Source organism: Sphingopyxis sp., assembly GCF_035944815.1.
In the GTDB taxonomy this organism is placed as follows: domain Bacteria; phylum Pseudomonadota; class Alphaproteobacteria; order Sphingomonadales; family Sphingomonadaceae; genus Sphingopyxis.
Genome location: NZ_DASZAU010000002.1, coordinates 259940 through 284504, shown reverse-complemented (window position 1 = coordinate 284504; position 24565 = coordinate 259940). Strand labels below are relative to the sequence as shown.

21 protein-coding genes are annotated in these 24565 nt (G+C 65.5%); 17 read left to right on the top strand and 4 right to left on the bottom strand.

Features of this window, described 5'->3' with window-relative positions; all coding sequences use genetic code 11:
* Nucleotides 1-4 precede the first annotated feature (4 nt).
* Complete coding sequence (locus VGU00_RS02275; protein ID WP_327465065.1) at nucleotides 5-628, bottom strand: XRE family transcriptional regulator; 624 nt, start codon at nucleotides 626-628, stop codon at nucleotides 5-7.
* A gap of 142 nt (nucleotides 629-770) precedes the next feature.
* On the opposite strand from VGU00_RS02275, the gene VGU00_RS02270 reads away from it, so the two are divergent.
* From VGU00_RS02270 to VGU00_RS02230, 9 genes are all read left to right on the top strand, one after another.
* Nucleotides 771-2747, top strand: a complete 1977-nt coding sequence (locus VGU00_RS02270) for a serine hydrolase domain-containing protein (protein ID WP_327465063.1) — start codon at nucleotides 771-773, stop codon at nucleotides 2745-2747.
* Nucleotides 2747-3754 (top strand): dipeptide epimerase, encoded by a 1008-nt coding sequence (locus tag VGU00_RS02265; RefSeq protein WP_327465061.1) that lies wholly within the window; start codon nucleotides 2747-2749, stop codon nucleotides 3752-3754. Before VGU00_RS02270 ends, VGU00_RS02265 begins: the two co-directional genes overlap by 1 nt.
* A gap of 80 nt (nucleotides 3755-3834) precedes the next feature.
* On the top strand, nucleotides 3835-4977 hold the full coding sequence (locus VGU00_RS02260) for a dipeptidase (RefSeq protein WP_327465059.1): 1143 nt from the start codon (nucleotides 3835-3837) through the stop codon (nucleotides 4975-4977).
* A gap of 34 nt (nucleotides 4978-5011) precedes the next feature.
* Complete coding sequence (locus VGU00_RS02255) at nucleotides 5012-7213, top strand: TonB-dependent receptor (RefSeq protein WP_327465058.1); 2202 nt, start codon at nucleotides 5012-5014, stop codon at nucleotides 7211-7213.
* 23 nt (nucleotides 7214-7236) lie between these two features.
* The gene (locus tag VGU00_RS02250) at nucleotides 7237-8277 is read left to right on the top strand and encodes a DUF1611 domain-containing protein (protein WP_327465056.1); all 1041 of its coding nucleotides are present in this window, start codon (nucleotides 7237-7239) and stop codon (nucleotides 8275-8277) included.
* Nucleotides 8274-9413, top strand: coding sequence for a hypothetical protein (locus tag VGU00_RS02245; RefSeq protein WP_327465054.1), 1140 nt, complete (start codon nucleotides 8274-8276; stop codon nucleotides 9411-9413). The genes VGU00_RS02250 and VGU00_RS02245 overlap by 4 nt, the downstream gene beginning before the upstream one ends.
* A complete protein-coding gene (locus VGU00_RS02240; RefSeq protein ID WP_327465052.1) occupies nucleotides 9410-10981 on the top strand; it encodes a serine hydrolase in 1572 nt (523 codons plus the stop codon). The genes VGU00_RS02245 and VGU00_RS02240 overlap by 4 nt, the downstream gene beginning before the upstream one ends.
* Complete coding sequence (locus VGU00_RS02235; protein WP_327465050.1) at nucleotides 10978-12159, top strand: dipeptidase; 1182 nt, start codon at nucleotides 10978-10980, stop codon at nucleotides 12157-12159. The genes VGU00_RS02240 and VGU00_RS02235 overlap by 4 nt, the downstream gene beginning before the upstream one ends.
* Entirely contained in the window at nucleotides 12156-13196 is a 1041-nt protein-coding gene (locus VGU00_RS02230) for an amidohydrolase family protein (protein WP_327465048.1), read from the top strand. The genes VGU00_RS02235 and VGU00_RS02230 overlap by 4 nt, the downstream gene beginning before the upstream one ends.
* A gap of 15 nt (nucleotides 13197-13211) precedes the next feature.
* Here VGU00_RS02230 and VGU00_RS02225 read toward each other — a convergent pair whose 3' ends face one another.
* Genes VGU00_RS02225 through VGU00_RS02215 form a run of 3 tightly spaced genes read right to left on the bottom strand, consistent with a single transcriptional unit; the run spans nucleotide 13212 to nucleotide 14669 of the window.
* A complete protein-coding gene (locus tag VGU00_RS02225) occupies nucleotides 13212-13433 on the bottom strand; it encodes a hypothetical protein (protein ID WP_327465046.1) in 222 nt (73 codons plus the stop codon).
* 49 nt (nucleotides 13434-13482) lie between these two features.
* On the bottom strand, nucleotides 13483-13998 hold the full coding sequence (locus VGU00_RS02220) for a sigma-70 family RNA polymerase sigma factor (RefSeq protein ID WP_327465044.1): 516 nt from the start codon (nucleotides 13996-13998) through the stop codon (nucleotides 13483-13485).
* Nucleotides 13992-14669 carry a M23 family metallopeptidase gene (locus VGU00_RS02215; RefSeq protein WP_327465042.1) on the bottom strand — a complete coding sequence of 226 codons (678 nt, stop codon included), beginning with the start codon at nucleotides 14667-14669 and terminating at the stop codon, nucleotides 13992-13994. Before VGU00_RS02215 ends, VGU00_RS02220 begins: the two co-directional genes overlap by 7 nt.
* A gap of 141 nt (nucleotides 14670-14810) precedes the next feature.
* Between VGU00_RS02215 and VGU00_RS02210 the strand changes: the two genes are divergently transcribed.
* From VGU00_RS02210 to VGU00_RS02175, 8 genes are read left to right on the top strand one after another with little or no spacing between them, the layout of a single operon-like run.
* On the top strand, nucleotides 14811-15623 hold the full coding sequence (locus VGU00_RS02210) for an aldolase/citrate lyase family protein (RefSeq protein WP_327465040.1): 813 nt from the start codon (nucleotides 14811-14813) through the stop codon (nucleotides 15621-15623).
* Between the two features lie 4 nt (nucleotides 15624-15627).
* Nucleotides 15628-16458, top strand: coding sequence for an inositol monophosphatase family protein (locus tag VGU00_RS02205; protein ID WP_327465038.1), 831 nt, complete (start codon nucleotides 15628-15630; stop codon nucleotides 16456-16458).
* Nucleotides 16458-18326, top strand: a complete 1869-nt coding sequence (locus VGU00_RS02200) for a polysaccharide biosynthesis/export family protein (protein ID WP_327465036.1) — start codon at nucleotides 16458-16460, stop codon at nucleotides 18324-18326. The genes VGU00_RS02205 and VGU00_RS02200 overlap by 1 nt, the downstream gene beginning before the upstream one ends.
* The gene (locus VGU00_RS02195) at nucleotides 18323-19450 is read left to right on the top strand and encodes a capsule biosynthesis protein (RefSeq protein WP_327465034.1); all 1128 of its coding nucleotides are present in this window, start codon (nucleotides 18323-18325) and stop codon (nucleotides 19448-19450) included. The genes VGU00_RS02200 and VGU00_RS02195 overlap by 4 nt, the downstream gene beginning before the upstream one ends.
* Complete coding sequence (locus tag VGU00_RS02190) at nucleotides 19447-20430, top strand: glycosyltransferase family 2 protein (protein WP_327465032.1); 984 nt, start codon at nucleotides 19447-19449, stop codon at nucleotides 20428-20430. Before VGU00_RS02195 ends, VGU00_RS02190 begins: the two co-directional genes overlap by 4 nt.
* The gene (locus VGU00_RS02185) at nucleotides 20427-21731 is read left to right on the top strand and encodes a hypothetical protein (protein ID WP_327465030.1); all 1305 of its coding nucleotides are present in this window, start codon (nucleotides 20427-20429) and stop codon (nucleotides 21729-21731) included. The genes VGU00_RS02190 and VGU00_RS02185 overlap by 4 nt, the downstream gene beginning before the upstream one ends.
* Nucleotides 21728-22741: an NAD-dependent epimerase/dehydratase family protein gene (locus VGU00_RS02180; protein WP_327465028.1), complete on the top strand. Its 1014-nt coding sequence runs from the start codon at nucleotides 21728-21730 to the stop codon at nucleotides 22739-22741. The genes VGU00_RS02185 and VGU00_RS02180 overlap by 4 nt, the downstream gene beginning before the upstream one ends.
* Nucleotides 22738-24561, top strand: coding sequence for a thiamine pyrophosphate-binding protein (locus VGU00_RS02175; protein WP_327465026.1), 1824 nt, complete (start codon nucleotides 22738-22740; stop codon nucleotides 24559-24561). Before VGU00_RS02180 ends, VGU00_RS02175 begins: the two co-directional genes overlap by 4 nt.
* The last annotated feature ends 4 nt before the right edge of the window (nucleotides 24562-24565 follow it).

The following is a 24565-nucleotide window of genomic DNA, read 5'->3' as shown; positions in this document are numbered from 1 at the left end:
GGGTTTAGCCGTGAAGGCTCATCAAGCTGTCCATCAGCCCGTCGTCGGCGCTCGAGCAGACGCCGAGCACCAGCGCTTCCTCGAACCCGTCGGCGACGACATAGGCATGGCCCATCGACGAATCGATGTAGATGCCCTGGCCGACGTCGAGCGTGACGGGGTCGTAGAATTCGCTGTGCACTTCGATCCGTCCTTCGAGGACATAGATGAATTCCTCGCCCTGATGATGGACGAGCTCGCCGAACTCTCTTGCGCTGTGCGCGCGAATGCGCGTCAGGATCGGGATCATCCGCTTTTGGCGCAGGTCGGTGCAGAGATAGTGATAGTCGTAATTGTCGGTGGTGACGCGCGCCGCGCGCTCGATCGACCCGATGCTGCGGCGGCCGGTGACGCGGGGCGTATTATCCTCTTCGTCCTCGGCGAACAGGTCGGACATGCGAATCTTGAGTCGCTGGCTGAGCTGCTGGAGCTTGTCGTAGCTGAGCGTCAGCCGGTCATGCTCGACCTTCGACAAGGTCGAAACGGGAATACCCGATTTTGCGCTCATTTCCTTGAGCGTCCAGCCGTTTTTGGCGCGAATAGCCTTCATCACCGCGCCGAGCGTCGGCGGCGTTGCACGGTCCGCCATCAGTTTTTCCATTCCATGTTTGACAATTTTCTAATCAGGATCATTATGTCCCTATCGGGCTAACAGGTGTTGGTCCCTTGGTAAGGGGTCGCGCGGCTTGCTGCAAGGTGTGACAGGCCGCGCCGGACAAAAGGGGAAAGCGATGCGTTTCATCCGCAAGGCGATGATCGGGCTCGCGGCGTTTGCCGCGTTGCCGCTGGCGGCGCAGGGGCCGGTGCCCGCGCCCGCCGCAAAGACAGTCGAAGCAGCTCCGGCCGCGAAAGCGCCCGCGGCGCCCGCGGCGCTCGATCCCAAGGATCTGGAAGCGTGGATGGACGGTTATTTGCCCTATGCGCTCGAACGCGGGCGTATCCCCGGCGCGGTCGTCGTCGTCGTGCGCGGCGGGCAGGTCGTGCTCGAAAAGGGCTATGGTTTCTCCGACGTCGCGAAGCGCGCGCCGGTCCTTCCCGAGACGACGCTTTTCCGTCCGGGATCGGTATCGAAATTGCTGACCTGGACCGCGGTGATGCAGCAGGTCGAGGCGGGCAAGATCGACCTCGACAAGGACGTCAACGCCTATCTCGATTTCAAGATTCCGCCCTATCAGGGCAAGCCGGTGACGATGCGCAACATCATGACGCACACCGCGGGCTTCGAGGAATCGGTGCGTTACCTGATCAGCAGCGATCCCAAGGCGGTGATGACGCTGAAAAAGCAGATGCCGCTCGCGCTGCCCCAGCGCGTGTTCGCGCCCGGCACGACGCCCGCCTATTCGAATTATGCCACGGCGCTAGCGGGCTATATCGTCGAGCGCGTCAGCGGCGAGGATTTCGACGATTATGTCGACAACCATATCTTCAAGCCGCTCGGCATGGCGCATTCGAGCTTCCGCCAGCCGCTGCCCGCCAATCTCGTGCCGCATATGTCGAAGGGCTATCCCGACGTCACCGGCAAGGCGCAGCCGTTCGAAATGGTGATCCCCGCGCCGGCAGGGAGCCTTTCGGCGAGCGGCGCCGACATGGCGAAGTTCATGATCGCGCACCTGAATGACGGCGCGGGGCTGATGAAGCCCGAAACCGCGGAGCAGATGCACGACTTCAAGGCGCCGGGCGTCGGTCCGCTCAACAGCATGGCGCTCGGCTTCTACGAACAATGGGTCAACGGCCATCGCGCAATCGCGCACGGCGGCGACACCGTCTGGTTCCACTCCTATCTGTGGCTGTTCCCCGATGCCGACACCGGCATCTTCATCTCGATGAACAGCGCCGGCAAGGAAGGCGCGGCGGGTGCGGTGCGCAGCGCGCTGTTCCATAAATTCGCCGACCGCTACCTGCCGGGCCCTGCCGAAAAGGCGGCGCAGGTCGATGCGAAAACCGCTGCGCAGCATGCGCAGATGATGGTCGGCAATTACATCAGCAGCCGCGGCAGCTTCACCAACTTCATGAGCCTGTTCGGCCTGCTCGGGCAGGCGACGATCGGCCTCACCGAGGATGGCAAGATCACGCTGCCGGCGCTCGACGGCCTTGGCGCCGGTGCGCGCGACTGGGTCGAGGTCGAGCCGTTCGTGTGGCGCGACACCGGCACGGGCGAACGCCTTGCGGCCGAGGTCAAGGACGGACGCGTCGTGCGCTGGAGCATCGATGCCGGATCGCCCTTCATGGTGTTCGAGCCCGCCCCGGCGGGTGTGAACGCCGCTTGGCTCAACCCGGCGCTGATCCTCGCCTTCGGCATCATCCTGCTCGCCGCGCTGGCCTGGCCGGTGCGCGCGCTGGTGCGCCGCAGCTTCAAGGCCGAGTTCGCGCTTCAGGGCAAGTCGCTCCGCGCGTACCGCCTGACGCGGGTCTTTGCCTGGCTCGCGATCGGGGCGCTGGTCGGCTGGTTTGCCCTGATCGCGGCCTTCTCGGCCGACATCGGCAGCATCGGCGGCCCGCTCGACTGGCTGATCAACTTGCTGCGCATCCTGACGCCGCTCGCCGCTTTCGGGCTACTGATTACGGCGGGCTGGCACCTGTGGCTCAGCATCAAGGGCAAGCAGAAGTGGACGATGAAGCTGGGCGCGGTGTTGCTCGCGCTCGCCGGGCTGCTGCTCGTCTGGGTGACGCTGGCGTTCCATCTCTATGGCTTCGGGATGGTCTATTGATGGCGACGCAGCAGACTAGGGGATTGACGCTCGACCTTCGGGTCGAGCGTTTTCCCTATCATCAGCCTTTCCGTATTTCGGGTCATGTCTTCACCGAAACCGCGCTGCTTGTCGCGGAATTGTCCGACGGGACGCATATCGGGCGCGGCGAGGGCGCCGGGGTCTATTATCTCGGCGACGATATCGAACATATGCTCGCCGAGGCGACGAGCGTCCGCGAGCATATCGAGCGCGGTGCGCTGCGCGAGGATTTGCAGCATCTGCTTCCCCCCGGCGGCGCGCGCAACGCGCTCGACTGCGCCTTCTGGGATCTCGAGGCGCGGCAGGCAGGGTGTCCGGTCTGGCAATTGGCGGGCCTCGAACCACCGAAGCCGCTGCGATCGACGCTGACGCTCGGCGCCGACGGCGCGGACGTCATGGCAAAGGCGGCGCGGGCGATCGACCCGGACGCGCCGATCAAGGTCAAGCTGACCGGCGACCTTGTCGACGACGTCGCACGCGTCGAGGCAATCCGATCCGCGCGTCCCGGCGCATGGATCGGCGTCGACGCCAACCAGGGTTATGATATCGGCACGCTCGCCGAATTGCTGCCGGTGCTGGTGTCGGCCGGCGTGGCGCAACTCGAGCAGCCGCTGAAACGCGGCTGCGAGGCCGATCTCGACGGCTTGAAGCGCCCCCTGCCTTTCGCTGCCGACGAAAGCGCGCTTTCGCTCGCCGATACCGCCTCGCTCGTCGGGCGCTTCGATATCGTCAATATCAAGCTCGACAAGTGCGGCGGCCTGACCGAAGGTCTCGCGATCGCGCGGCAGGCAAAGAAGCTCGGCCTCGATGTAATGGTCGGCAACATGATGGGGACCAGCCTTTCGATGGCGCCGTCCTTCGTCCTCGGCCAACTCTGCGACATCGTCGATCTCGATGGCCCGACCTTCCTCGCGCGCGATCGCTCGCCCGGCGTCCGATACGAAGGCGGGAAGATCCATTGCCCCGCGGAAATATGGGGTGGATGACAGTTTTGTGTCCTAAACGGGTTGACAATTTTCCGATTAGGACAATAGTCTGCAGATGAAACGATAAAAGGGAGCTTGGAATGACGGGGTCATTTCCAATGACGCGCCGCGCGGCACTCGCGGGCGCGATGGGGGCCGCTTTGTCCGCGCCGATGATCAATCGCGGCGCTTTTGCTTTCGCGGCCTCGCCGGCGAAATCCTATTCGCGCCGCGCGGTCGACCTTGTCGCCTCGTCGCTTGTCATCGACATGCTCGCGCCGCTGAAGATCACGCTCGATGCGAATTATGTCGCGCACCGGCTGACCGATGCCGAAGCCGCCGAGTTCAAGGCCAGCGGTATCACCGGCTTTCACAACGCCTACGGCCTTGGTGGACCCGACGCGAAACAGCAGGCGCTCGAATTCCTTGCCGGCTGGCAGGGGTTCGCGGGACGCAACAGCCATGTCTTCACGCTCGTCGACGGGGTCGCCGATCTCGATCGCGCGAAGGCGGAAAAGAAATGCGCCGTCATCATGGGCATCCAGAACGCCGAGCATTTCGAAAAGATCGAGGATGTGGCGTTGTTCCGGCGTCTTGGCCTTCGCTGTGCGCAGCTGACCTATAACAGTCAGAACCTGATCGGATCGGGCAGCACCGAGCGGGTCGACGGCGGCGTCAGCGATTATGGCGCGGCGATCATCGCCGAGATGGAAAAGCAGAAGATGCTGATCGACGTCTCGCACTGCGGCGACAAGACGACGTTGGACGCGATCGAGATCGCCAAGGGGCCGATCGCGATCACCCATAGCAACGCCCGCGCAATCGTCGATCATCCGCGCGTCAAGACCGACGCGGCGATCCGGGCGCTGGCGGCAAAGGGCGGGGTGATGGGCATCACCGGGGTGCGCATGTTCGTGCGCACGAGCGACCCGACCAATGTCGGGCATATGGCCGATCATATCGACCATGTCGCCAAGCTCGTCGGCATCGATCATGTCGGCATCGGATCGGACGCCGACCTGCACGGCTATGACGACATGAAACCCGACGAATATGCGCTGCTCAAGGGCAGCTACAAGGGCAGCTACGCCTTTCGCGACAAGATCGATATCGACGGTTTCGACCATCCGCTCAAGACCTTCGACCTCACCGAGGAACTCATTCGCCGGGGATATTCCGATGAAAACATCCGGGCGGTGCTCGGCGGCAATTTCCGCCGCTTGCTCGCCCAAGTCTGGGGGTAAGACGATGAATAAAGGACTTTTGATTGCCGGAAGCATGATCGCGTTTGCGGCAGCGATACCGGTGCAGGCGCAGGAAAGCAACGATACGTCGGATCGCGCCGTAGGGGGTGAGATTGTCGTGACGGCGCAGAAACGCGAACAGCGCCTGATCGACGTCCCTTCGGCGATCAGCGTCGTCGGGGCAGCGGATCTGGAGCAGTTCCAGGCTGCGTCGCTGACCGATATCGCGTCGAAGGTGCCCGGCTTGCAGGTCGACAGCGGTGGCACGCCTGGTCAGGCGACGGTGACCCTGCGCGGGATTGCGTCGCTTGGCGCGACGACGACGGTCGGCACCTATATCGACGAGGCGCCGATCGGCTCGAGTTCGATCTATGCCCGCAGCGCCGAGTTCGCGCCCGATCTTCTGCCCTATGACCTCGAACGGATCGAGGTACTGAAAGGGCCTCAGGGGACGCTTTATGGCGCCAGTTCGATCGGCGGTCTGCTGAAATATGTGACGCGTGACCCCGACCTCGACAAGATGGAATTGCGCGTCGGTGGCGATGTGTTCGACATCGCGAATTCGGGCGATCTCGGCTATTCGGGACGTATCGGGGGCAATCTGCCGATCGTCGAAGGCACACTGGCGGTCCGTGGAAGCTATTCCTATCGCTCCACGCCGGGCTTCGTCGACAACGTTGCCGACGGCGAAAAGGACATCAACGATTATTCGCAGCAGAGCGCCCGCATTGCGGTGCTGTGGCGGCCGAGCGATGGCTTCTCGCTCGACCTCGCGGGGTTGTGGCAAAAGGTCAAAGCCGAAGGATATGGCAGCACCCGTTTTCTGATTCCGGAGCCCTATCTGTCGGGTGGCGGCCGGATTCCGCCCGGTGCTCTTGTCCCGTTGGCTGACGGGCGATCGACCGATCTTGCCCTGCCGAACCTGTTCGACAACAAGATGCTGTATCTGACCGCGACGGCCAAGGTCGATCTGGGCTTTGCCGATTTCGTGTCTGCGACCAGCTATTCGGACAGCCGTACGTTCCAGTATGGCGACCAAACGGACGTTTATGGCCCGCTTATCCCGCTGCTCACCGGCGATCCGGGCTTGTCGGCTTTCTTCATCACACTGAACCTCGAGAAATTCACCCAGGAATTCCGGTTCAGCACCGCCGATGGCGAGGCGCCCTTTCAATGGCTCGTCGGTGGCTTCTACACGCATGAAAAAAGCGGCAATGAGCAGGTGGTTACGGCTCAGGATCTCGACGGGGCCCCGATTGCGGGTCTCAACCCGCTTGCTACCGCCGGGCTGCCTTCGACCTATAAGGAATATGCTGCTTTCGGACAGGCGAGTTACACCTTCGCCGACGTCTTCGAGGTCGGTGGCGGCATCCGCTGGGCGCGCAACGACCAGGATTTCCGGCAGATAAGCGACAGCGCCGCCGGCCTTGTCCCGACGGCAAACCAGCCCGGTTCGTCGTCGGAGGACGTGGTGACCTGGTCGGGCTTTGCCCGCTATGCCATCGCGCCGCGCGCGTCGCTCTATGCGCGCGTCGCCACCGGATATCGCCCCGGGGGACCGAACGTCATTCTGGCCAATGTTCCGCCGCAGGTTGGATCGGACCGGCTGACCAACTATGAGATCGGTTTGAAGGCCGACATTCTGGACAATAGCGCCACGATCGAGGCCGCGGTGTTCCAGATGGACTGGGATGACATCCAGCTCAGCGTGTCGCGCAACGGTGCCAGCTATTTCGACAATGCGGGCAGCGCGCGGGCACGCGGCTTGGAACTGGCCGCCAACATTCGCCCGGGCGAACGTCTTTCGATCGGTATCAACGCGGCCTATACAGATGCCAAGCTGCGCGACGATACGCCTAGCGGAAATGGCTTGGCCGGCGACCGGCTTCCGGCGGTGCCGAAATTCGCGGCCTCGATCACCCCGCAATATGACTTCCCGTTGACGGGCGACTGGAAAGCCTCGATCGCGGGCTCGATGCGGTTTGTCGGCGACCGCTACACCGCCACACCCAATTCCGCCGATGCTATCAAATTGCCGGATTACACCGCGTTCGACCTTTCTCTTCGGGCCAGCAACGAACGATGGACAGCGCAGATTTATGTGCGCAACCTGACCGACAGTCGGGGGCTCTTGTCCGCTGGCGTTTCGACCAGCGCTTTGGGGGGGCGCAATTACGTCAACGCAGTACCGCTTCAGCCGCGCACGATCGGTCTCGCCATCGACTTCAAATATTGAGATAAAAGGTGGAGGATGTTCTTGTGAGGGATGAGACCAAGGTCTCCGGTGGCGTGCTTTGGCTGCCGAGCCCCTATCTGCTTTTCCTCGGCGATACGACCGAGGCAAGCTATGCCAAGACGGCCTTCGGGCTGGCCGACTGGGCCGGCGACCGCTGCACCGGTGAGTGGGCGATCGGCGGCTGTACGGTCTCCACCGGCCTGCCGCGCCTGTCGCCCGCCGAAGCGCGCGCGGCAGGGGCGCGCTCGCTGGTGATCGGGGTCGCCAATCAGGGCGGCATCATCGGCGCGGCGTGGGTCGCCGTGCTCGTCGAGGCGATGGAGGCCGGGCTCGACATCGTCAGCGGGCTCCATACCAAGCTGACGAGCGTTCCGGCGCTCGTCGAGGCGGCGCGGCGGACGGGCCAGCGGCTGATCGACATCCGTACCCCGCCGCCGTCGATCCCGGTCGGGACCGGGCGCAAACGGACCGGCAAGCGGTTGCTCACCGTCGGCACCGACTGTGCGCTCGGCAAGAAATATACCGCGCTGGCGCTGCACCGCGCCCTTGTCGCGCGCGGGCTCGACGCCGATTTCCGCGCGACGGGCCAGACGGGCATCATGATCGCGGGTGGCGGCATGCCGATGGACGCGGTGGTATCGGATTTCGAAGCGGGCGCGGCCGAAATGCTCAGCCCCGACGCGCCCGGGGATCATTGGGACGTGATCGAGGGACAGGGGTCGATCTTCAATCCCGCCTATGCCCCGGTCTCGCTCGGCCTGCTCCACGGTAGCCAGCCCGACGTCTTCGTGGTGTGCCACGATCCGACGCGCAAGGTGATCCTCGGCATGGAAAGCTTTGCGCTGCCGTCGGTCGAGGATGTCATCGACATGACGATCCGCCTCGGCAGCCGGACCAATCCCGCGATCCGTTGCGGCGGTATCAGTCTCAACACGTCGAGTTACGACGCCGAAACTGCCGAAAAGCTGATGGCCGCGGAAAGCCGGCGGCTCGGGCTGCCGGTCGCCGACCCGATCCGCGGCGGCGCGGCGTTCGAGGCACTTGTCGAAAATAGTCTCGCATGAGTGTGGGCGAGACGGGCGGCAGGGCGAGCTGGTTCCAGCGCTTCCTGCTGCCCGGTTTCGCACTGAAGGCGGTGATCATCGGTGGCGGTTATGCCACCGGGCGCGAACTCGCCGAATATTTCGTGCCGTCGGGGCCATGGGGCGGGCTTGCCGCCATGTTGCTCGCGACGCTGATCTGGAGCGTCGTCGCCGCGTTGACCTTCGCGCTCGCGCGTCAGATGCACGCTTATGACTATCGCAGCTTCTTCGAAAAGCTGCTCGGTCCGGGATGGATCGCGTTCGAGATCGCCTATCTGATCTTCGTCGTCCTCATCCTCGCGGTGTTCGGCGCCGCGGCGGGCGCGATCGGCGCGGCGACCTTCGGCTGGCCTGAGCTGGCCGGGTCGGTGCTGCTTGCGGCCAGCATCGTCGCCTTCACCGCCTTTGGCGCCACGATCGTCGAGACATTGTTCAAATATGCCTCGATGCTGATCTACGCGGTCTACGCGCTGTTCCTCGTCTTTGCGCTTTCGAGTTTTGGCGGCCTGATCGGTGAGGGTTTTGCCAGTGCGCCGCCGCCATCGGGGAACTGGATGGCGGGCGGGATCACCTACGCCAGCTATAATATCGTCGGTGCGGTCGTCATCCTCCCGGTCCTCCGTCACCTCACCAGCCAGCGCGACGCGGTCGTCGCGGGGCTCATTGCGGGGCCGCTGACCATGCTGCCCGCGATCCTCTTCTTTGTTGCGATGATGGCCTTCTATCCGTCGATCGGAGCGGAAACGCTGCCTTCGGATTTCCTGCTGCGGCAGATGGCGGTCCCGGGTTTCCATATCCTGTTCCAGCTGATGATCTTCGCCGCGCTGCTCGAAAGCGGCGTCGGCGCGATCCACGCGATCAACGAGCGCGTGTCGGGTGTCGTCGAAGCGCGCGGGCGACCGGCGATCGGCATGCGCGCGCGCGCCCTGATTGGCACGGTGGTTCTTGTCGGCTGCATGTTCGTCGCGGCGCGCGTCGGCCTCGTCGATCTCATTGCCAGCGGATATCGCTTCCTCGCCTGGCTGTTCCTCGCGACCTTCGTTGTTCCGCTCATTACCATCGGTACCTGGCGCCTGCTGCGCCCGGCGACCGCTCGCCATATGGAGACCCTGCCATGAAACGCCTGCTCGCCCTGTCGCTGATGCTGTCGGTCGCCGTGCCCGCCTGGGCCGAACCCCCGGCCGATATCGGCGAGAGCGTCGAGGCGCTGCGCAAGAAAGTCGGCGCCGCCGGCGTGTCGATCGCGATCGTCGAGGATGGCAAGACGACGCTGTCGCGCGGCTGGGGCGTGCGCAAGATCGGCGAACGCGCGCCGGTCGATGGACAGACGATCTTCCAGACCGGATCGACCGGCAAGGCGATGACCGCCGCGGCGCTCGCGATCCTCGTCGACGAGAGCAAGATCGCGTGGGACGATCCCGTCATCAAGCATATGCCGTGGTTCCGCATGTATGACGCGTGGGTCACGCGCGAGATCACGATCCGCGACCTGCTCGTCCACAGGAGCGGGCTCGGGCTGGGGCAGGGCGACCTGATGTTCGTGCCGCGCACGCATCTGACACGCAAGCAGACGGTGGAACGCGTCGCTTACCTCAAGCCGCAGACGAGTTTCCGCTCGGCCTATGCCTATGACAACATCCTCTACGCTGTCGCCGGCCAGCTGATAGAGGAAGTCACCGGACAGACGTGGGAAGACTTCATTCGCGCCCGCGTGCTGCGTGCCGGCGGCATGAAGAATGCGACGAGCGACAGCGAGGATCGTTTCCGCATTGCCAACCGGTCGTGGCCGCATGCGCGGCTGTCGGGAGCGCTGCGCGGTCTCGGCCCGCAGGCGGCGCTCGACGAGCGCGACGAATTGGGGCGCAATGGCGCCCCGGCGGGCGGGCTCGCGCTCAGCGCCGACGACATGGCGGCGTGGCTCAAGATCCAGCTCGCGCACGGCGCGCTGCCGGGCGGTAAGCGGCTGTTCAGCGAGAAGCAGGCCGACGAGATGTGGGCGCCGGTGACGCCGATGCCGATCACGCCGCTGCCCGACAGCCTCAAGCCCGCGCAGCCGACGCAGCAGGCCTATGCGCTCGGCTGGCAGGTGCAGGATTATCGCGGCCACCGCATCATTCAGCACGGCGGCGGCGTTTTCGGGTCGATCACGCGCGTCGTGATGATCCCCGACAAAAATGTCGGCTTCGCGATCATGATGAACAGTGAGGACAGCGGCATGCTGCTCGGCCTCACCTACGACCTGCTCGACCATTATCTCGATCAGCCCGACTATGGCTGGATCGCGAAGTGGGAGGACTGGTACCAGTCGCGGCTTGCGGGCGGCGTCGAGTTTCTGAAGCAGTCCAAGGCATCGCCCGCGAAGTCGGGGCCGTCGCTCGCGCTCGCGGGCTATGCCGGGCGCTACCGCGATCCATGGTACGGGGACATCGTCATCGGATCGGGCACGGCCGGCCTGACGATCGATTTCACCTCCACCCCGCGGATGGCGGGGCGGCTCAAGCATTGGCAATATGACAGCTTCGTCACCGATTTCGACGATCCGGCAATCGAGCCTGCCTATGTGACCTTCGCGCTCGACGCCGAGGGCAAGATTACCGGCGTCACGATGAAGGCCGTCAGCAAGATCGCCGACTTCAGCTGGGATTATCACGATCTCGACCTGAAGCCCGTGGAGGACAAGAAGTGAAGCGCCTTGCCGTCCTGCTGGCTGCGAGCGCGCTTGCCAGCTGTTCGACGGGTGGCGACAAGCCGAAAGAGGCGGAGGCACCGCTGCACAGCCGAATGCTCGTGCTTGACACCCACCTCGACACGCCGCTCCATTTCGAGCGCGCGGGCTGGAGCTTTGCCGATCGTCACGGCCAAGCCGACGATATGGCGCAGCTCGACATCCCGCGGATGAAGGACGGCAATCTCGATGGTGGCTTCTTCGCGATTTACACCGATCAGGGACCGCTGACGCCGAAGGGCTATGCCGATGCACTGGCGTTTGCGCGGAAACGCTCGGACCTGATCGACAAGACGATTGCGGCGAATGCGGGTTCGATCGCACCGGCGCGGACCGCGGCCGATGCGGTGCGATTGAACAAGGAGGGCAAGCTGATTGCCTTCAAGTCGATGGAGAACAGCTATCCGCTCGGCGAGGACCTGTCGCTTCTCAAGGAATTCTACGACAAGGGCCTCCGCCTCGCGGGACCGGTGCATTCGAAGGATAACCAGTTCGCCGATAGCGCGACGGGTGAGGGACGCTGGAAGGGGCTGAGCCCGCTCGGCAAGCAATGGGTCGCCGAGATGAACCGCCTCGGCATCGTCATCGACGCGAGCCATTCGTCCGACGCGGCGTTCGACCAGCTATTGGCGCTGTCGAAATATCCGATCCTGCTCTCGCACTCGAGCCTGCGCTCGGCGTTCGACCATCCGCGCAATCTCGACGAGGGACGATTGAAGGCGCTCGCGGCAAAGGGCGGCGCTATGTGCATCTCGACCATCTTCATGTCGCCGATGAACATGTCGCCCGCGCGCGCCGAACTGTTCGGCAAATATGAGCGGATCGGCCAGATCACGTCCGCCGAGCAGGCCGATCTCAACCGCCAGTGGCGCGAGCTCGACAAGAAGGAGCAGATGTGGGCGGCCGATTTCGACGCCTATATGAAGATGGTGCTGCGCGCGATCGAGGTCGGCGGTGTCGACCATATCTGCTTCGGCGCCGACTGGGACGGCGGCGGCGGGCTGCCGGGCATCGAGGATATCTCGGCGCTGCCCAAGGTCACCGAACGGTTGAAGGCAGCGGGCTATTCGGATGCCGACATCGAAAAGATGTGGAGCGGCAACATCCTGCGCGTGCTGGCGGCGCAAGGCGGGAAATGATCCGCCACGCCCTGCTGGCGCTGGCTCTCGCGGTTCCCGCTGTCTCGTCCGCGCAGGAGGCGCCGCGCGCCGACCACCATATGCACATCCAGAGCAAGCTGATCACCGATCAGCTGCGCGCGATGCAGGCGGCCGAACCGGGCATATTCGATGGAATTTCGGGCGACCTGTTCGCCGAACGGAGCGGCGAGGACGCGCTGCGCGAACTCGATCGCGCCGGCATCGAGAAGGGCGTGCTGCTTTCCACCGGCTATATGTTCGGCTTTCCGGCGGTGCCGATGGAGCCTGCGCTCAGGGCCGAGAAGATGCGCGCCGAGAACCGGTATAATGTCGACGCCGCGCTCGCCTCGAACGGGCGGCTTGTCGCCTTCGTCGGGATCAACCCTTTTGCAGCCAACGCCTTCGACGAGCTCGAATATTGGTCGCGGCAGCGCGGTGCGACGGGGATCAAGCTGCACCTTGGCAACAGCGGCTTCGACGCCGCCGACGCCGTGCAGGTCGAAACGCTCGGCCGCTTCGTCGCCGCCGCGCGCGAGGCGAAATTGTCGCTGGTCATCCACCTCCGCGGTGCGGCGCCCTTTAGCGCGGCAAGCGTCAATATCTTTATCGACAAAATCTTGTCGCAGGCGGGCGACCTGCCGGTGCAGATCGCGCATGGCGGCGGCTATGCCGGCATCGACCAGCCGACGCTCGATGCACTCGCCGCCTATGGCGATGCTATCGGGCGAAAGGCACCGGGCACGGCCAACCTCGTCCTCGACATTTCGGCGGTGATGCAATTTGACCCCGCCTTGCTGCCCGATGCCAAAACGTCGACCGAAAAGCGCAGCTATGACGAAATGCGTGCCATCTATGTGGCCGGAATGCGCAAGATCGGCCTCGATCGCTTCGTGCTCGCGAGCGACTGGCCCGCACTGGGATCGCCCGCACAATATTTTGCGAAGGAGCGCGCGTCGCTTCCGGTAACCCCCGAAGAATGGGCGGTGCTTTGCAAAAATCTGGCGCCCTATCTGCGGCCAGACCGGCCTTCGCAATAGCGGCGGCTTACCCGGTCAGTTCCGCTGCCGGCGCGGATCGTCCTTTGCCGGACCTTCCTTCACCAATGCGTCGGCGGCCCATTCGTCGTCCGCGACGGCGGCTTCATACGCGGCGAGATGCGCGGGGCTGGTTTCGAGCCATGCGGACAGCTCGTCCCACGCGTCGAAAGCGGGGTCGACGACGCGCATCGCCCATAGCCGGGCGGCCTCGATGAGTTCGGTTTGATGCGTCGTCATGCCCTTCCCCTGTTATGCGGGGTCCTATGGCATGACGAAACCCGAACGGCTATTCCGTATTCAATTTTATCCGAAGTTCGGCGAGCGTCCGGTACGCCTTCTGCAGATCCTTTTCGACCGAGCTCAGGCTCATGCCGAGTTCGCTCGCGATGTCGGCCTGTCCGACACCATCGAGGCGATAGCGCCGAAACACATGGTCGACGCGCGATCCGAGCGCGGCAAGCGCGGCCTGCACCTGTTGCAATTGCTCGCGCGCGACCAGCACGCGCTCGCCCGCCGGCGCGTCTTCGGGGGCGTCACCCATGCCGTGCCAGTCGAACTGCCGTTTTTCGCGGCTGATCGTTGCGCGCCGGATGTCGCGCATATGATTTTCGGCCGCGCGAAAGAGGTAGGAGACCGGATCGGCGACGGGGCGCTCGGGCGCCGCGGCGATTTTCTGCCAGAGGTCGTGGAGCACATCCTCGGCCTCATGACCCGCACCGCGCGCCGCGAGGAAGCGCAGCAGCCGCCCGCGTTCGTTGAGCAGGGTCGCGTGCAGCCCGCTGGTGCCGGCGTGCGCTACCATTGCCGCGCGCCTGCGAGCCGGCCGGCGGTTGCAGACGCCCGGCGGCGTGCAAAGTCCGAGATGTGCGGCTTTGTATCGACGGTCGCCAGTCGTACCGGGGGCAGGGGCGAAGGCTTGCCAAGAAGCGGAGCCGGGTCGGTTGCCCGTCCGTTCAGGCGCACTTCGAAATGCAGGTGGCTGCCGGTCGAGCGTCCGGTCGATCCCATCAGCGCGATCGCCTGACTCTGGCCGACGGTATCGCCGGCCTGCACAAGCAGGCGCGACAAATGGGCATAGCGCGTGCGAAGGCCGCCGCCATGGTCGAGTTCGACCATCTGGCCATAGCTGCCGGCAGGGCCGGCGAAGGCGACAAGGCCGCCGCTCGACGCAAGGATGGGGGTGCCGAGCGGTCCCGGAATGTCGAGCCCATAGTGCATCCGGCCGCTGCCGCGGATCGGATCGCTCCGATAACCGAAATGCGACGAGAGTTTCGGCATGGCCGCGGGCTTCGCGCCTTTGTGCGGCAGGGTGAGCGTTGGTTCGGGATCGCGCGCCGACCCGTCGTTCATCCGGGCCCGAAAAGCCTCGCTGTCGCCGCCGGGAAGCGCCTCCTGCCCCGCTGCCGGGCCGATACCGGCCGTGCAGGCGCAGGTGAGCGCAAGCAACGGATAGAGGGCGGAGCGTACGGGCATGCGCTCATAAGACGGAGCCCTTTCGGCAGGCCCTTGGTGTTGTCCGCAAAAAAATAGCCGGGCGGAAATCCTTACGGAAACGCGGTCCTCCCTTCGTCTCTGACCATAGCACTAGCCTTTCTGCATCGAAGGAGACGGAAGATGAATTCCACGGAACGCCGCATGCTCGACATGCTCAAAAAGGGTCGGGATCATTATGGCGTGGTTGCCGTGAAGGCCGAATTCGAGGCCGAAGGCACGCGTCCCGATGAACTGCTTCGCCTGCTCGAACTCACCTGCCGCGCCGACCTGAAACTCGCGCTCAAGATCGGTGGCTGCGAAGCCGTTTCCGACCTTTATGCGTCGAAACTCTATGGCGCGGACTATATCATCGCGCCGATGGTCGAGACGCCCTATGCGCTGTCGAAGTTCATCGATGCGAGCGCCAAGGTCTATGGCGCCGAGCGCGACGGCACGCAGATGCTGTTCAATCTCGAAACCGAAACGACGCTGGCCAATCTCGACGCGATGCTGCCGCTCGCGGCGGGCGAGGTCGACGGCATCGTTTTCGGCCGCGTCGATTTCACCCTGTCGCGCGGTATGCAGCGTGGCGCGATCAACGATCGCGCGATCACCGACGCCGTGCTGCGTGTCGCACAGGCCTGCGCCGAGCGCGACCTCGAGCTCGTCGTCGGCGGCTCGGTTGCGGTCGAAGCGGCGCCTGCGCTCCGCGAAATCCGCGCAGTCCGGCTCGACCGCTTTGAAACGCGCAAGGTCGTCTTCGACGGCGCCGCGGTCGAAGGCGCGAATTTCGAAGCGGGGATCGCGAACGCCGCCGCCTTCGAACTCGACTGGCTGAAAAACAAGCGCGACTATTATAGCAGCATCGCCGACGAGGATCAGGCGCGGATCCGCATGATCGAGGAACGCAGCGCCGTCGCCAAGCGCGGCCATCTGGCACGCGTCGCCGCCTGATCCGATGTTCGGCGAACAGGTTTCGATATTGATGCGCGAGGTCGCGGCTGACGTGGTCATGCCGCGCTTCCGCTCGCTCGCGCCCGGCGAGGTCGCCGAGAAAACGCCGGGCGAGATCGTCACCATCGCCGATCGCGAAGCCGAGGAGCGGTTGTACGAGGGGCTCTCTGCGCTCGACATCGACGCCCGTATCCTCGGCGAAGAGGCGGTCAGTCGCGACCCGGGCCTGCTCGACGATATCGGCGAAGGGCGGGTCTGGTTGATCGACCCGCTCGACGGCACCGCCAATTTCGCCGCGGGGCGTTTCCCCTTCGGCATGATGATCGCGCTCGTCGAGGATGGCGAGCCGGTCGAAGGCTGGATATTCGATCCGACGAGCGGTCGCCTCTGTCACGCGCGGCGCGGGCAGGGGGCGAGCTGCGACGGCCAGCCGGTGCCCGTGTCGGGTCGCCGGGGCCGTCGCTCGCCGCCACGCGCAGCCATCGGGTCGCATTTCCTTGCCCCCGAACGCCGCGAGGCGTTGCACGCCTTCGCCGGGCGGACGCTTGACGTCCAGCCCGTCCCGCGCTGCGCCGCCGAAAGCTATGTCCGGCTGGTGCTGGGGCAGGACGATATCGCGCTGTTCCAGCGCATCCTGCCCTGGGACCATGCGGCCGGTGCGCTGTTCCTGACCGAGGCCGGCGGCAAGATCACCCATTGGGATGGTGCGCCCTATCGCATCGGCGGCCCCGGCAAGGGCGTGCTCGCCGCCGCCGACGCCGAATTGTGGCGTAGCGCGTCGGCGCTGATTTTCGACCCGGCCGCCGGCCTCGTCGATCTGGAGGACAGTTTTTGATGCGTAACGGTTCGATGCTGCTGGCGGCAGGATTGCTGGCGGCTTACCTGTTGCCGGCGGTGCCGTCCGCAGCGCAGCTTGCCCTGCCGGTCGACCCGGCCGCGCAGGGCGATGTAGCGCAGCGCCGCGCGGCCGAACAGATTGCGGTTCCGCCCGTCGACCTTCCCGCGATCGCGCCCGTCGTGCTCGACGGCGAAGCGCCGGCGCGCGCCGAGGCACGCGCAAATGTCGATCCCGGTAAAAAACCGGGCGATACACCGGCGCCGCCGCCCAGCGAATTCGAAACCTATGTGTCGACGCTCGCGGGCCAGCCGCTGCGTCGCTTCGGCTCCGAACTGCTTGTGCCGTCGGCGCGCGACTTCACCGCGCCGCCGACGACCGCGATCCCGCCCGATTATCGGATCAACCCGGGCGACGAACTGCTCCTCGGTATCACCGGGTCGGTGCAGGCGTCGGGCCTGCGGCTCGTCGTCGACAGCGAAGGGCGCATTTTTGTGCCGCGTGTCGGTGCGATCGCCGTCGGCGGCGTGCGCTATGGCGACCTGCACGGCGTGATCGAACGGCAGGTGTCGCGCCAATATCGGGGTTTCAGCCTCGAGGTCGCGATCGGGCGGCAGCACGGGGTCACCGTCTATGTCACCGGCTTCGCGGCGCGCCCCGGCTCCTATACCGCGAGCAGCCTGTCGACCCTCGTCAACGCGGTGCTCGCGGCGGGTGGCCCGGCGGCGGGGGGCAGCTTCCGATCGATCCAGCTCCGGCGCGGCGGAAAGCTGGTGTCGGATTTCGATCTCTACGACCTGCTCCTGAAAGGCGACAAGCGCGGCGACGCCGTGCTCCAGAACGGCGACGTCATCTATATCGCCCCCGCGGGCGAAGAGGTGGCTGTGATCGGCAGCGTCAACCGTCAGGCGATCTTTGAACTCGCCCCCGACGAAACGCTGACCGACGCGATCCTCTATGCCGGCGGCGTCAATACGGTGGCCGACAACAGCCGGCTGATGGTGCTGAACGGGATGAGCGGCGGCGATGCCGGCTGGCGCGAAGTGTCCGCGAGCGACGCGGGGACCACGAAGGCGCGGCGCGGCGACGTCGTTCGTGTCCTGTCGCACGTCGGCATCGCGCGGCCGCTGCGGCAACAGCCGGTGCTCGTGACGCTCAGCGGCGAAGTCGCGCGTCCCGGCCGCTATTACGTCCAGCCGGGGACGCGGATGGCCGACGTCGTCGCAGAGGCAGGCGGGCTGACGGCCGAAGCCTTTCCTTATGCCGGCGTCATCACGCGCGAGAGCGTCAAGCATCAGCAGCGGCTGAGCTACGATCGCGCGATCGACGATGTCGAACTGTTGCTCGCCGCGCAGCCCGTCACATCGGTCAACCGCGCGCAACTCGCACAGCCGGGCAATATCGCGCTGATCAACAGCATCGTCGACCAGCTTCGTCGCCGCGAACCCGACGGCCGGCTCGTCTTTGACCTGCCGGTCGATGCGGCGGCGCTGCCGGGCGACCTGATCCTCGAAAACAATGACGTGGTGCATATCCCGGCGCGGCCGGTGACGGTCGGCGTGTTCGGCGCGGTGCCCAGCCCGGCGTCCTTTGCCTGGCGTGACGGCGCGCTCGTCGGCGATTTCGTCAAAACGGCGGGCGGTGTCCAGAAGATCGGCGACAAGAGCGAAATCTTCGTCGTGCGCGCCAACGGTACCGTGCTCGCGGGCGGCAAGCGGGCGCTTCGCGCGCCGGCGCTTCCCGGCGACCTTGTTTATGTCCCGATCGATGCCGATCGCGGCGAGTTCTGGGCGCGGCTGCGCGATATCACGGGCACGCTGTTCAGCGGACTCGTCGGTGCGGCGTCGATCGCGGCGATCTCGAAATGAGCCGCGCCGACACGCTCCGCGGGCATGCTGCGGCTTTCGTCGCCGATCCGCGCATGCGCCGCCGTGCCTATGTGCTCGCCATGCTGGTCCTCGCGCTGCTGACCGTCTTTCCGCAGCCCTATGTCGCGCGCGCCAAGCTGTTGCCGCAGGACAATAACAGCATCGGCCTCGGATCGATGATGAACGCACTCGGCGGCCAGCTGCAGGGTTTCGCGTCGCTGTTCGGCGGCGCCAAGCAGCAGACCGACATGTATCTCGCGGTCGGCCGGAGCGGCGAAGTGAGCGGCGCGGTGATCCGCAAGCTCAAGCTTGTCGGTCCCGGCGGCTATTCGTCGGCGACCCGCGCCCGCGTCGCGCTCGCCCAAAAGGTCGATGTCCATTCGCTGACCGGCGGGATCATCGAAGTCGAGGTGCGGACGCGCGATGCCGGGGAGGCCGAGGCGCTGACCCGCGCCTATGTCGATGCGATCAGCGACCGCATCGTCGCGCTGGGCAAGGACCGCGTCGAGCGCAAGCGCGCCATCGTGTCGCAGCGGTTCAAGGAAGCCGCCGACCGCGTCGTCGCCACCGAAAAGGCGCTCAACGATTTTCGCCGCCGCAACCGCCTCGCCGAACCGCAGGCCGAACTCGGCGCCGCCTTGTCGGTGCGCGCGGGGCTCGAAGCGCGATTGCAGGCGAAACAGGTCGAACTGCAGACGCTGCAGAAGTTCCAGGGGCCGGAAAATCCGCAGCTGATGGCGGTCCAGTCCGAAGTCGCGGCGCTCCGTTCGCAGGTTGCGCGCAGCGCCGAGGCGGGCACGGGTCCTGCCGGTCCCAATGTCGCCGGGCTGGGCGAAGTGTCGGGCGAATATCTCGATCGCTACCGCGACTATCGTTTCGCGCAGGCGCTGTACGATGTGTACGCGCGCTCGTCCGAAGAGGTGGCGGTCGAAACGCTCGCCGGCGAGACGGCGGCGAATGTGCAGATACTGGAGGCGCCGCGCCTCGACGCCGACCGCAAATATAATGTCGCCGCCGCGGCGTTGCTCGCGCTCGCGATCCTCGCGGCGCTGTTCACCGAAATCTATGCCCCCGCGACCGGTATCCGCCTGTTCGCGGCGCGCGGCAAGGATGCGGCGGCGTGACCCCGGCGCATGACACACCCGAACTGTCCGTCGTCATTCCCTGCTTCAACGAAGCGCAGAATGTCGCGGCGATCTGCGCGGCGGTAACGGCCGAAGCGACCGGCCATGCCGAAAGCCATGAGATCATCCTGATCGACAACGGGTCGACCGACGGCACGCGGACGATCATGCGCAACCTGTGTGCCGCCGACCCGCGCATCCGGGTGATCCTCAACAACCGCAACTATGGCCAGATGCGCTCGCCGACCTACGGCCTGTACCAGGCCGAGGGGCGCGCGGTGATCGGCATGTGCGCCGATTTTCAGGACCCGCCGGCGCTGATCGGCGAGTTCCTGCGCAAATGGCGCGGCGGGGCGCAGGTCGTGCTGGGCCAGCGCCGGTCGGAAAAGGCGTCGCCGCTGCTGCGCGCCGTCCGCCATATCGGCTATGGCTTCCTCGCCCGCTTCGGCGACTATCCGGTGATCCCCGGCGCAACGGGTTTTGGGCTGTTCGACCGCGAGGTCGTCGACACGCTTGCCGCGTGGAACGAGCCCGAGCCCTTTTTTCGCGGCATGGTGGTCGAAAGCGGGTTCCGGCTGGCGCTCATACCTTTCGACCGGCCCGAACGCGCAGCGGGTGAGAGCAAGAACGGCATCGCCGCGCTCGCTTCCTTCGCGCTGTCGGGGCTCGCGGGGTCGGCCAAGTCGCTGCTGCGCCTGCCGCTGTTCCTGTCGCTCTACGTCGGCCTGCTCGCGCTGGCGCTCCTGATAGCGGCGCCGGTCGCGCTCATCGTCGATGGCCCGGTCTGGGTCTTGCTCGCGCTGGCGCTCTGCTTCGGGCTTTTCGCCATGCTCCTGCTCTTCCTCGGCCTGATCGGCGAACAGGTGCGGATGCTCGCCGAGCGTAGCCGCAACGTGCCGCTGGTGATCGAGCAGGAACGGATCAACTTCCCGGTCGATCGCGCGGGCCCCGCCGCGCGCACGCTCATCCGCCGCCCGTGACCGCGCCGCGCGCCCGTCTGCTGCCGCTTGCCGCGGAAGTGCTGCTCGCGCTCGGCGTGGTGGCCAGCCTTGGCTGGACGTTGCGCTTTTTCTTCGAGTTCGGTTACCTGCCGCAGCCCTTCGTGTTCGACACCAACGACACCTACATGGACTGGTTCAACACCGCCTATTGGGCGAACAATCGCGGCATCTACGACGTCTGGCGCAGCATCTATCCCCCGCTGTCCTTCGTCTTCCTCGATGCGACGAGCCTGCCGGGCTGCTATCTCCAGTCGCCCTTTCATGCGCGCGACTGCGACTGGCTGGCGCGGATGACGATATACGCCTTCTACCTCGTCGATGTCGTACTTGCGTGGGTCTGCTTCCGCCGGCTCGACCGCCGCACCGCGCCGATGCGTACGATCGCGATCGCGCTCGGCCTGCCGATGTTGTTCACGGTCGAGCGCGGCAACCTGATCCTCGTCGCCTTCGCCTTTTTCATGATCGCACACGGTCCTGTCACCGCGTCGAAGCCGTGGCGCTGGTTCGCCGCCGCGGTGACGATCAATTTCAAACCCTATCTGGTGCTGCCCATGCTCGCGCACGCGGTGAAGCGCGACTGGCGGCCGCTCGAGGCCGCGGGGATCGCGACGGTCGCGCTATATCTCGTCACGCTGGCGCTCGTTGGGTCGGGGACTCCGATGGAACTTGCGTCGAACACCGCCAACTGGGTCGTTTTCCAGGGCGCGCAGGTGTGGAACGAAGTCAATTATTCGACAAGCTACGCGCCCTTCATGATGTTTCGCACGCTCGAAATACCGCTTCTGCAATTCGTGCCGTCGCGCCTCGTCGAAACGATCGAGTTTCTCGTGCCGATCGTCATTCGCTCGACGCAGCTCGTCGCGCTGGCCGCGCTCGCCGCGGCGTGGCTCCAGCCCCGGGCGCTGCCCGCGCACCGCATCGCCGCGATCCTGCTCGGCGCCTATCTCGTCACCCAGTCGCCCGGCGGCTACACCCAATTGTTCCTGCTGTTTCTCGTGCTGATGGAGCCATGGAAGGGCGCCGGGCCGGCCATCGCCATCGCGGCGGCCTATCTGCTCTGCCTCGCCGGCGACTGGCCGCTCGCGACCGTGCTCGACGTCACAAGCAACAGCTGGCTGGGCGAGCGTACGGTCACCGCGAGTTTCGGGCTGACCGCGGGGCATTTCATCCGGCCGGGGTTCGTTGTGCTCATCGTCTGGGCGTTGTCGCTCGACAGTATCGTCCGCGTGGCGCGCGCGCATCGCATCCACCGTCCGTCGCTCGGGCTGGTGCCCGCATGATCCTCGCCGAAGATCTCGCCGCGATCGACCGGCAACTCGCGCCCCATTGGCGCCAGCTTGCCGGTGCGCGTATCCTCATGACCGGGGGCACCGGCTTCATCGGTCGCTGGATGCTAGAGGCGCTGGCGCGATCGGGGATCGATGCCGAGGTCCTGATCCTCAGCCGCGACCCTGCGGGTTTTGCCGCGCGCGCGCCGCATCTGGCGCAGCGCTTCGCGTTTCTCGCCGGCGATGTCGTCGATTTCGTGCCGCCGCCGGGGCGCTTCACGCATATTGTCCACGCGGCGACCGACGCGAGCGCGGCGCTCAATGCGAACGATCCGCGCCGCATGTTCGACACGATCGTTGCCGGCACCCGCCGCATTCTCGATCTGGCGGTCGAACGGGACGTGGGCCGGATGCTGTTCCTCAGCTCGGGCGCCGTCTACGGCGCCCAGCCGTGGGACGTCGGCCATGTCGCCGAGGACTGGATGGGCGGACCCGATCCGCGCGATCCCAAATCGGCCTATGGCGAGGGCAAGCGCGCTGCCGAAATGCTGTGCGCGATCTATGGCAAGCAGTTCGGGCTCGATATCGTGACGTCGCGCATCTTCGCCTTGCTGGGGCCGCTGCTGTCGCTCGACATCCATTTTGCGGCGGGCAACTTTATCCGCGACGCGATGGCCGGGCGGCCGATCCGGATCGAAAGCGCGGGCACTGCGGTGCGATCCTACCTCTACGCCGCCGATCTCACCGCCTGGTTGTGGCTCGTGCTGCTTCGTGCGCCGCCGGGCGCGACGTTCAACATGGGTTCGGAGGACGCGGTATCGATCACCGAACTCGCGCGGCGCACCGTCGCGGTCCTTGGCGGTCCGGGCGTCGAGGTCATGGGGCGCGCCGACGCCGGCTGGAACCCCGGCCGCTACGTCCCTTCGACCGCGCTGATCCGCAACACGCTCGGCGTCGCGCCGACCGTTTCCCTCGATGCGGCGATCCGCCGCACCGCAATCTTCAATGGATGGAAAAAATGAGCCAGATCAAGCTCTCCGACTGGGTCGCAGAGACCCTTGCCGACAAGGGCATCGCCGACATCTTCATGCTGACCGGCGGGGGGGCGATGCACCTCAACCATTCGCTCGGCACGCATCCGGCGCTCACGACGACCTTCACCCATCATGAGCAGGCGTTGTCGATGGCGGCGGAGGCCTATTATCGCCTGACCAATCGGCTCGCGGTGGTCAACGTCACCTCGGGGCCCGGCGGCACCAATGCGATCACCGGCGTTTACGGCGCCTTCGTCGATTCGATCGGCATGCTGGTGATTTCGGGGCAGGTGAAGACCGAGACGACGGTGCGCCACACCGGCCTGCCGCTCCGCCAATATGGCGATCAGGAACTCGATATCGAGGAACTGATCCGTCCGATCACCAAATATGCGGCGATGGTCACCGATCCGCGGTCGATCCGCTATCATCTGGAAAAGGCGATCTATCTGGCGACGAGCGGTCGGCCGGGTCCGGTGTGGCTCGACATCCCGCTCGACGTGCAGGCGGCAAAGATCGATCCCGACGACCTGCTCCCCGGCTTCGATCCTGCCGAACTCGACGAGCCGTGGAAAGCGACCGATGTCGATGCCGCGGCGTCCGAAATCCTCGCGCGGATCGCCAGGGCGGAGCGCCCGGTCGTCTTTGCCGGCAGCGGCGTCCGGTTGAGCGGTGCCCATGCAGGCTTCCTGACCCTGATCGAGCGGCTGGGTATTCCCGTGGTCACCGGCTGGAACGCGCACGACGCGCTGTGGACCGACCATGCGCTCAACTGCGGCAAGCCGGGCACGGTCGGCGATCGCGGCGGCAATATGGTAACGCAGAGCGCCGACCTTTTGCTCGTCCTCGGCAGCCGGCTCAACATCCGGCAGGTCAGCTATAATTGGCAGAGTTTTGCGCGCGCGGCGCACAAGATCTGGGTCGACATCGATCCGGTCGAACTTGCGAAGCCCAACGTCGTCCCCGACATGCCGGTGGTCGCCGACCTCGCCGACCTGATCCCCGCCTTGCTGGCGCAGGATTATGCGGGGCCGACCGCGGCGCACACCGAATGGCTCGGCTGGGCGCGCGAGCGGGTCCGGCGTTTCCCGGCCGTGCTTCCCGAATATCGCGAGCATGACCAGCTCGTGCATCCCTATGTCGCGATGGACGAACTGTTCGCGCAGCTCGGCGAGGATGACGTCGTCGTCACGGGCAACGGCAGCGCGTGCGTGATCGGGTTCCAGGCGGCGCATCTGCGCCCCGGACAGCGGCTCTGGACCAATTCGGGCTGCGCGACGATGGGCTATGACCTGCCCGCCGCGATCGGCGTCTGCACGGCAACCGGGGGCAAGCAGCGTGTGATCGCGATCGCCGGCGACGGCAGCATCATGATGAACCTGCAGGAAATGCAGACGATCGCGGGTTACGGCCTGCCGGTGAAGGTCATCCTGATCAACAACAGCGGCTATGTCTCGATCTTCCAGACGCAGCGCAATTTCTTCAACGGCGTCGAGGTCGGCGGTGGCCCGAAGAGTAACGTGACCTTCCCCGATTTCGCCAAGATCGCGGCGGCATTCGGCTTTGCCTATGTGCGGACCGACACGCACGCGGGCCTTGCCGATGCGATCGCGTCGACGCTGGCCGTCGACGGTCCCGCCTTCTGCGAAATCGTCGTCGACGAGCATGTGCCCTTTGCGCCGAAGCTGGGCGCGAAACAGCACCCCGACGGGCGTATCACATCGTCGGCGCTCGAGGATCTGTCGCCGTTCCTGCCGCGCGAGATTTTGGCAGAGAATATGCGCATCGCGCTGATCGACGAGGATTGATCCG

Bases quoted from the DNA above. Each gene is read 5' to 3' on its own strand.
- VGU00_RS02180 (WP_327465028.1), top strand. From the start codon at position 21,728: ATGATCCTCGCCGAAGATCTCGCCGCGATCGACCGGCAACTCGCGCCC.
- VGU00_RS02260 (WP_327465059.1), top strand. From the start codon at position 3,835: ATGACGGGGTCATTTCCAATGACGCGCCGCGCGGCACTCGCGGGCGCG.
- VGU00_RS02225 (WP_327465046.1), bottom strand. From the start codon at position 13,433: ATGACGACGCATCAAACCGAACTCATCGAGGCCGCCCGGCTATGGGCG.
- VGU00_RS02270 (WP_327465063.1), top strand. From the start codon at position 771: ATGCGTTTCATCCGCAAGGCGATGATCGGGCTCGCGGCGTTTGCCGCG.
- VGU00_RS02265 (WP_327465061.1), top strand. From the start codon at position 2,747: ATGGCGACGCAGCAGACTAGGGGATTGACGCTCGACCTTCGGGTCGAG.
- VGU00_RS02275 (WP_327465065.1), bottom strand. From the start codon at position 628: ATGGCGGACCGTGCAACGCCGCCGACGCTCGGCGCGGTGATGAAGGCT.
- VGU00_RS02245 (WP_327465054.1), top strand. From the start codon at position 8,274: ATGAGTGTGGGCGAGACGGGCGGCAGGGCGAGCTGGTTCCAGCGCTTC.
- VGU00_RS02220 (WP_327465044.1), bottom strand. From the start codon at position 13,998: ATGGTAGCGCACGCCGGCACCAGCGGGCTGCACGCGACCCTGCTCAAC.
- VGU00_RS02175 (WP_327465026.1), top strand. From the start codon at position 22,738: ATGAGCCAGATCAAGCTCTCCGACTGGGTCGCAGAGACCCTTGCCGAC.
- VGU00_RS02255 (WP_327465058.1), top strand. From the start codon at position 5,012: ATGATCGCGTTTGCGGCAGCGATACCGGTGCAGGCGCAGGAAAGCAAC.
- VGU00_RS02230 (WP_327465048.1), top strand. From the start codon at position 12,156: ATGATCCGCCACGCCCTGCTGGCGCTGGCTCTCGCGGTTCCCGCTGTC.
- VGU00_RS02200 (WP_327465036.1), top strand. From the start codon at position 16,458: ATGCGTAACGGTTCGATGCTGCTGGCGGCAGGATTGCTGGCGGCTTAC.
- VGU00_RS02195 (WP_327465034.1), top strand. From the start codon at position 18,323: ATGAGCCGCGCCGACACGCTCCGCGGGCATGCTGCGGCTTTCGTCGCC.
- VGU00_RS02240 (WP_327465052.1), top strand. From the start codon at position 9,410: ATGAAACGCCTGCTCGCCCTGTCGCTGATGCTGTCGGTCGCCGTGCCC.
- VGU00_RS02215 (WP_327465042.1), bottom strand. From the start codon at position 14,669: ATGCCCGTACGCTCCGCCCTCTATCCGTTGCTTGCGCTCACCTGCGCC.
- VGU00_RS02210 (WP_327465040.1), top strand. From the start codon at position 14,811: ATGAATTCCACGGAACGCCGCATGCTCGACATGCTCAAAAAGGGTCGG.
- VGU00_RS02205 (WP_327465038.1), top strand. From the start codon at position 15,628: ATGTTCGGCGAACAGGTTTCGATATTGATGCGCGAGGTCGCGGCTGAC.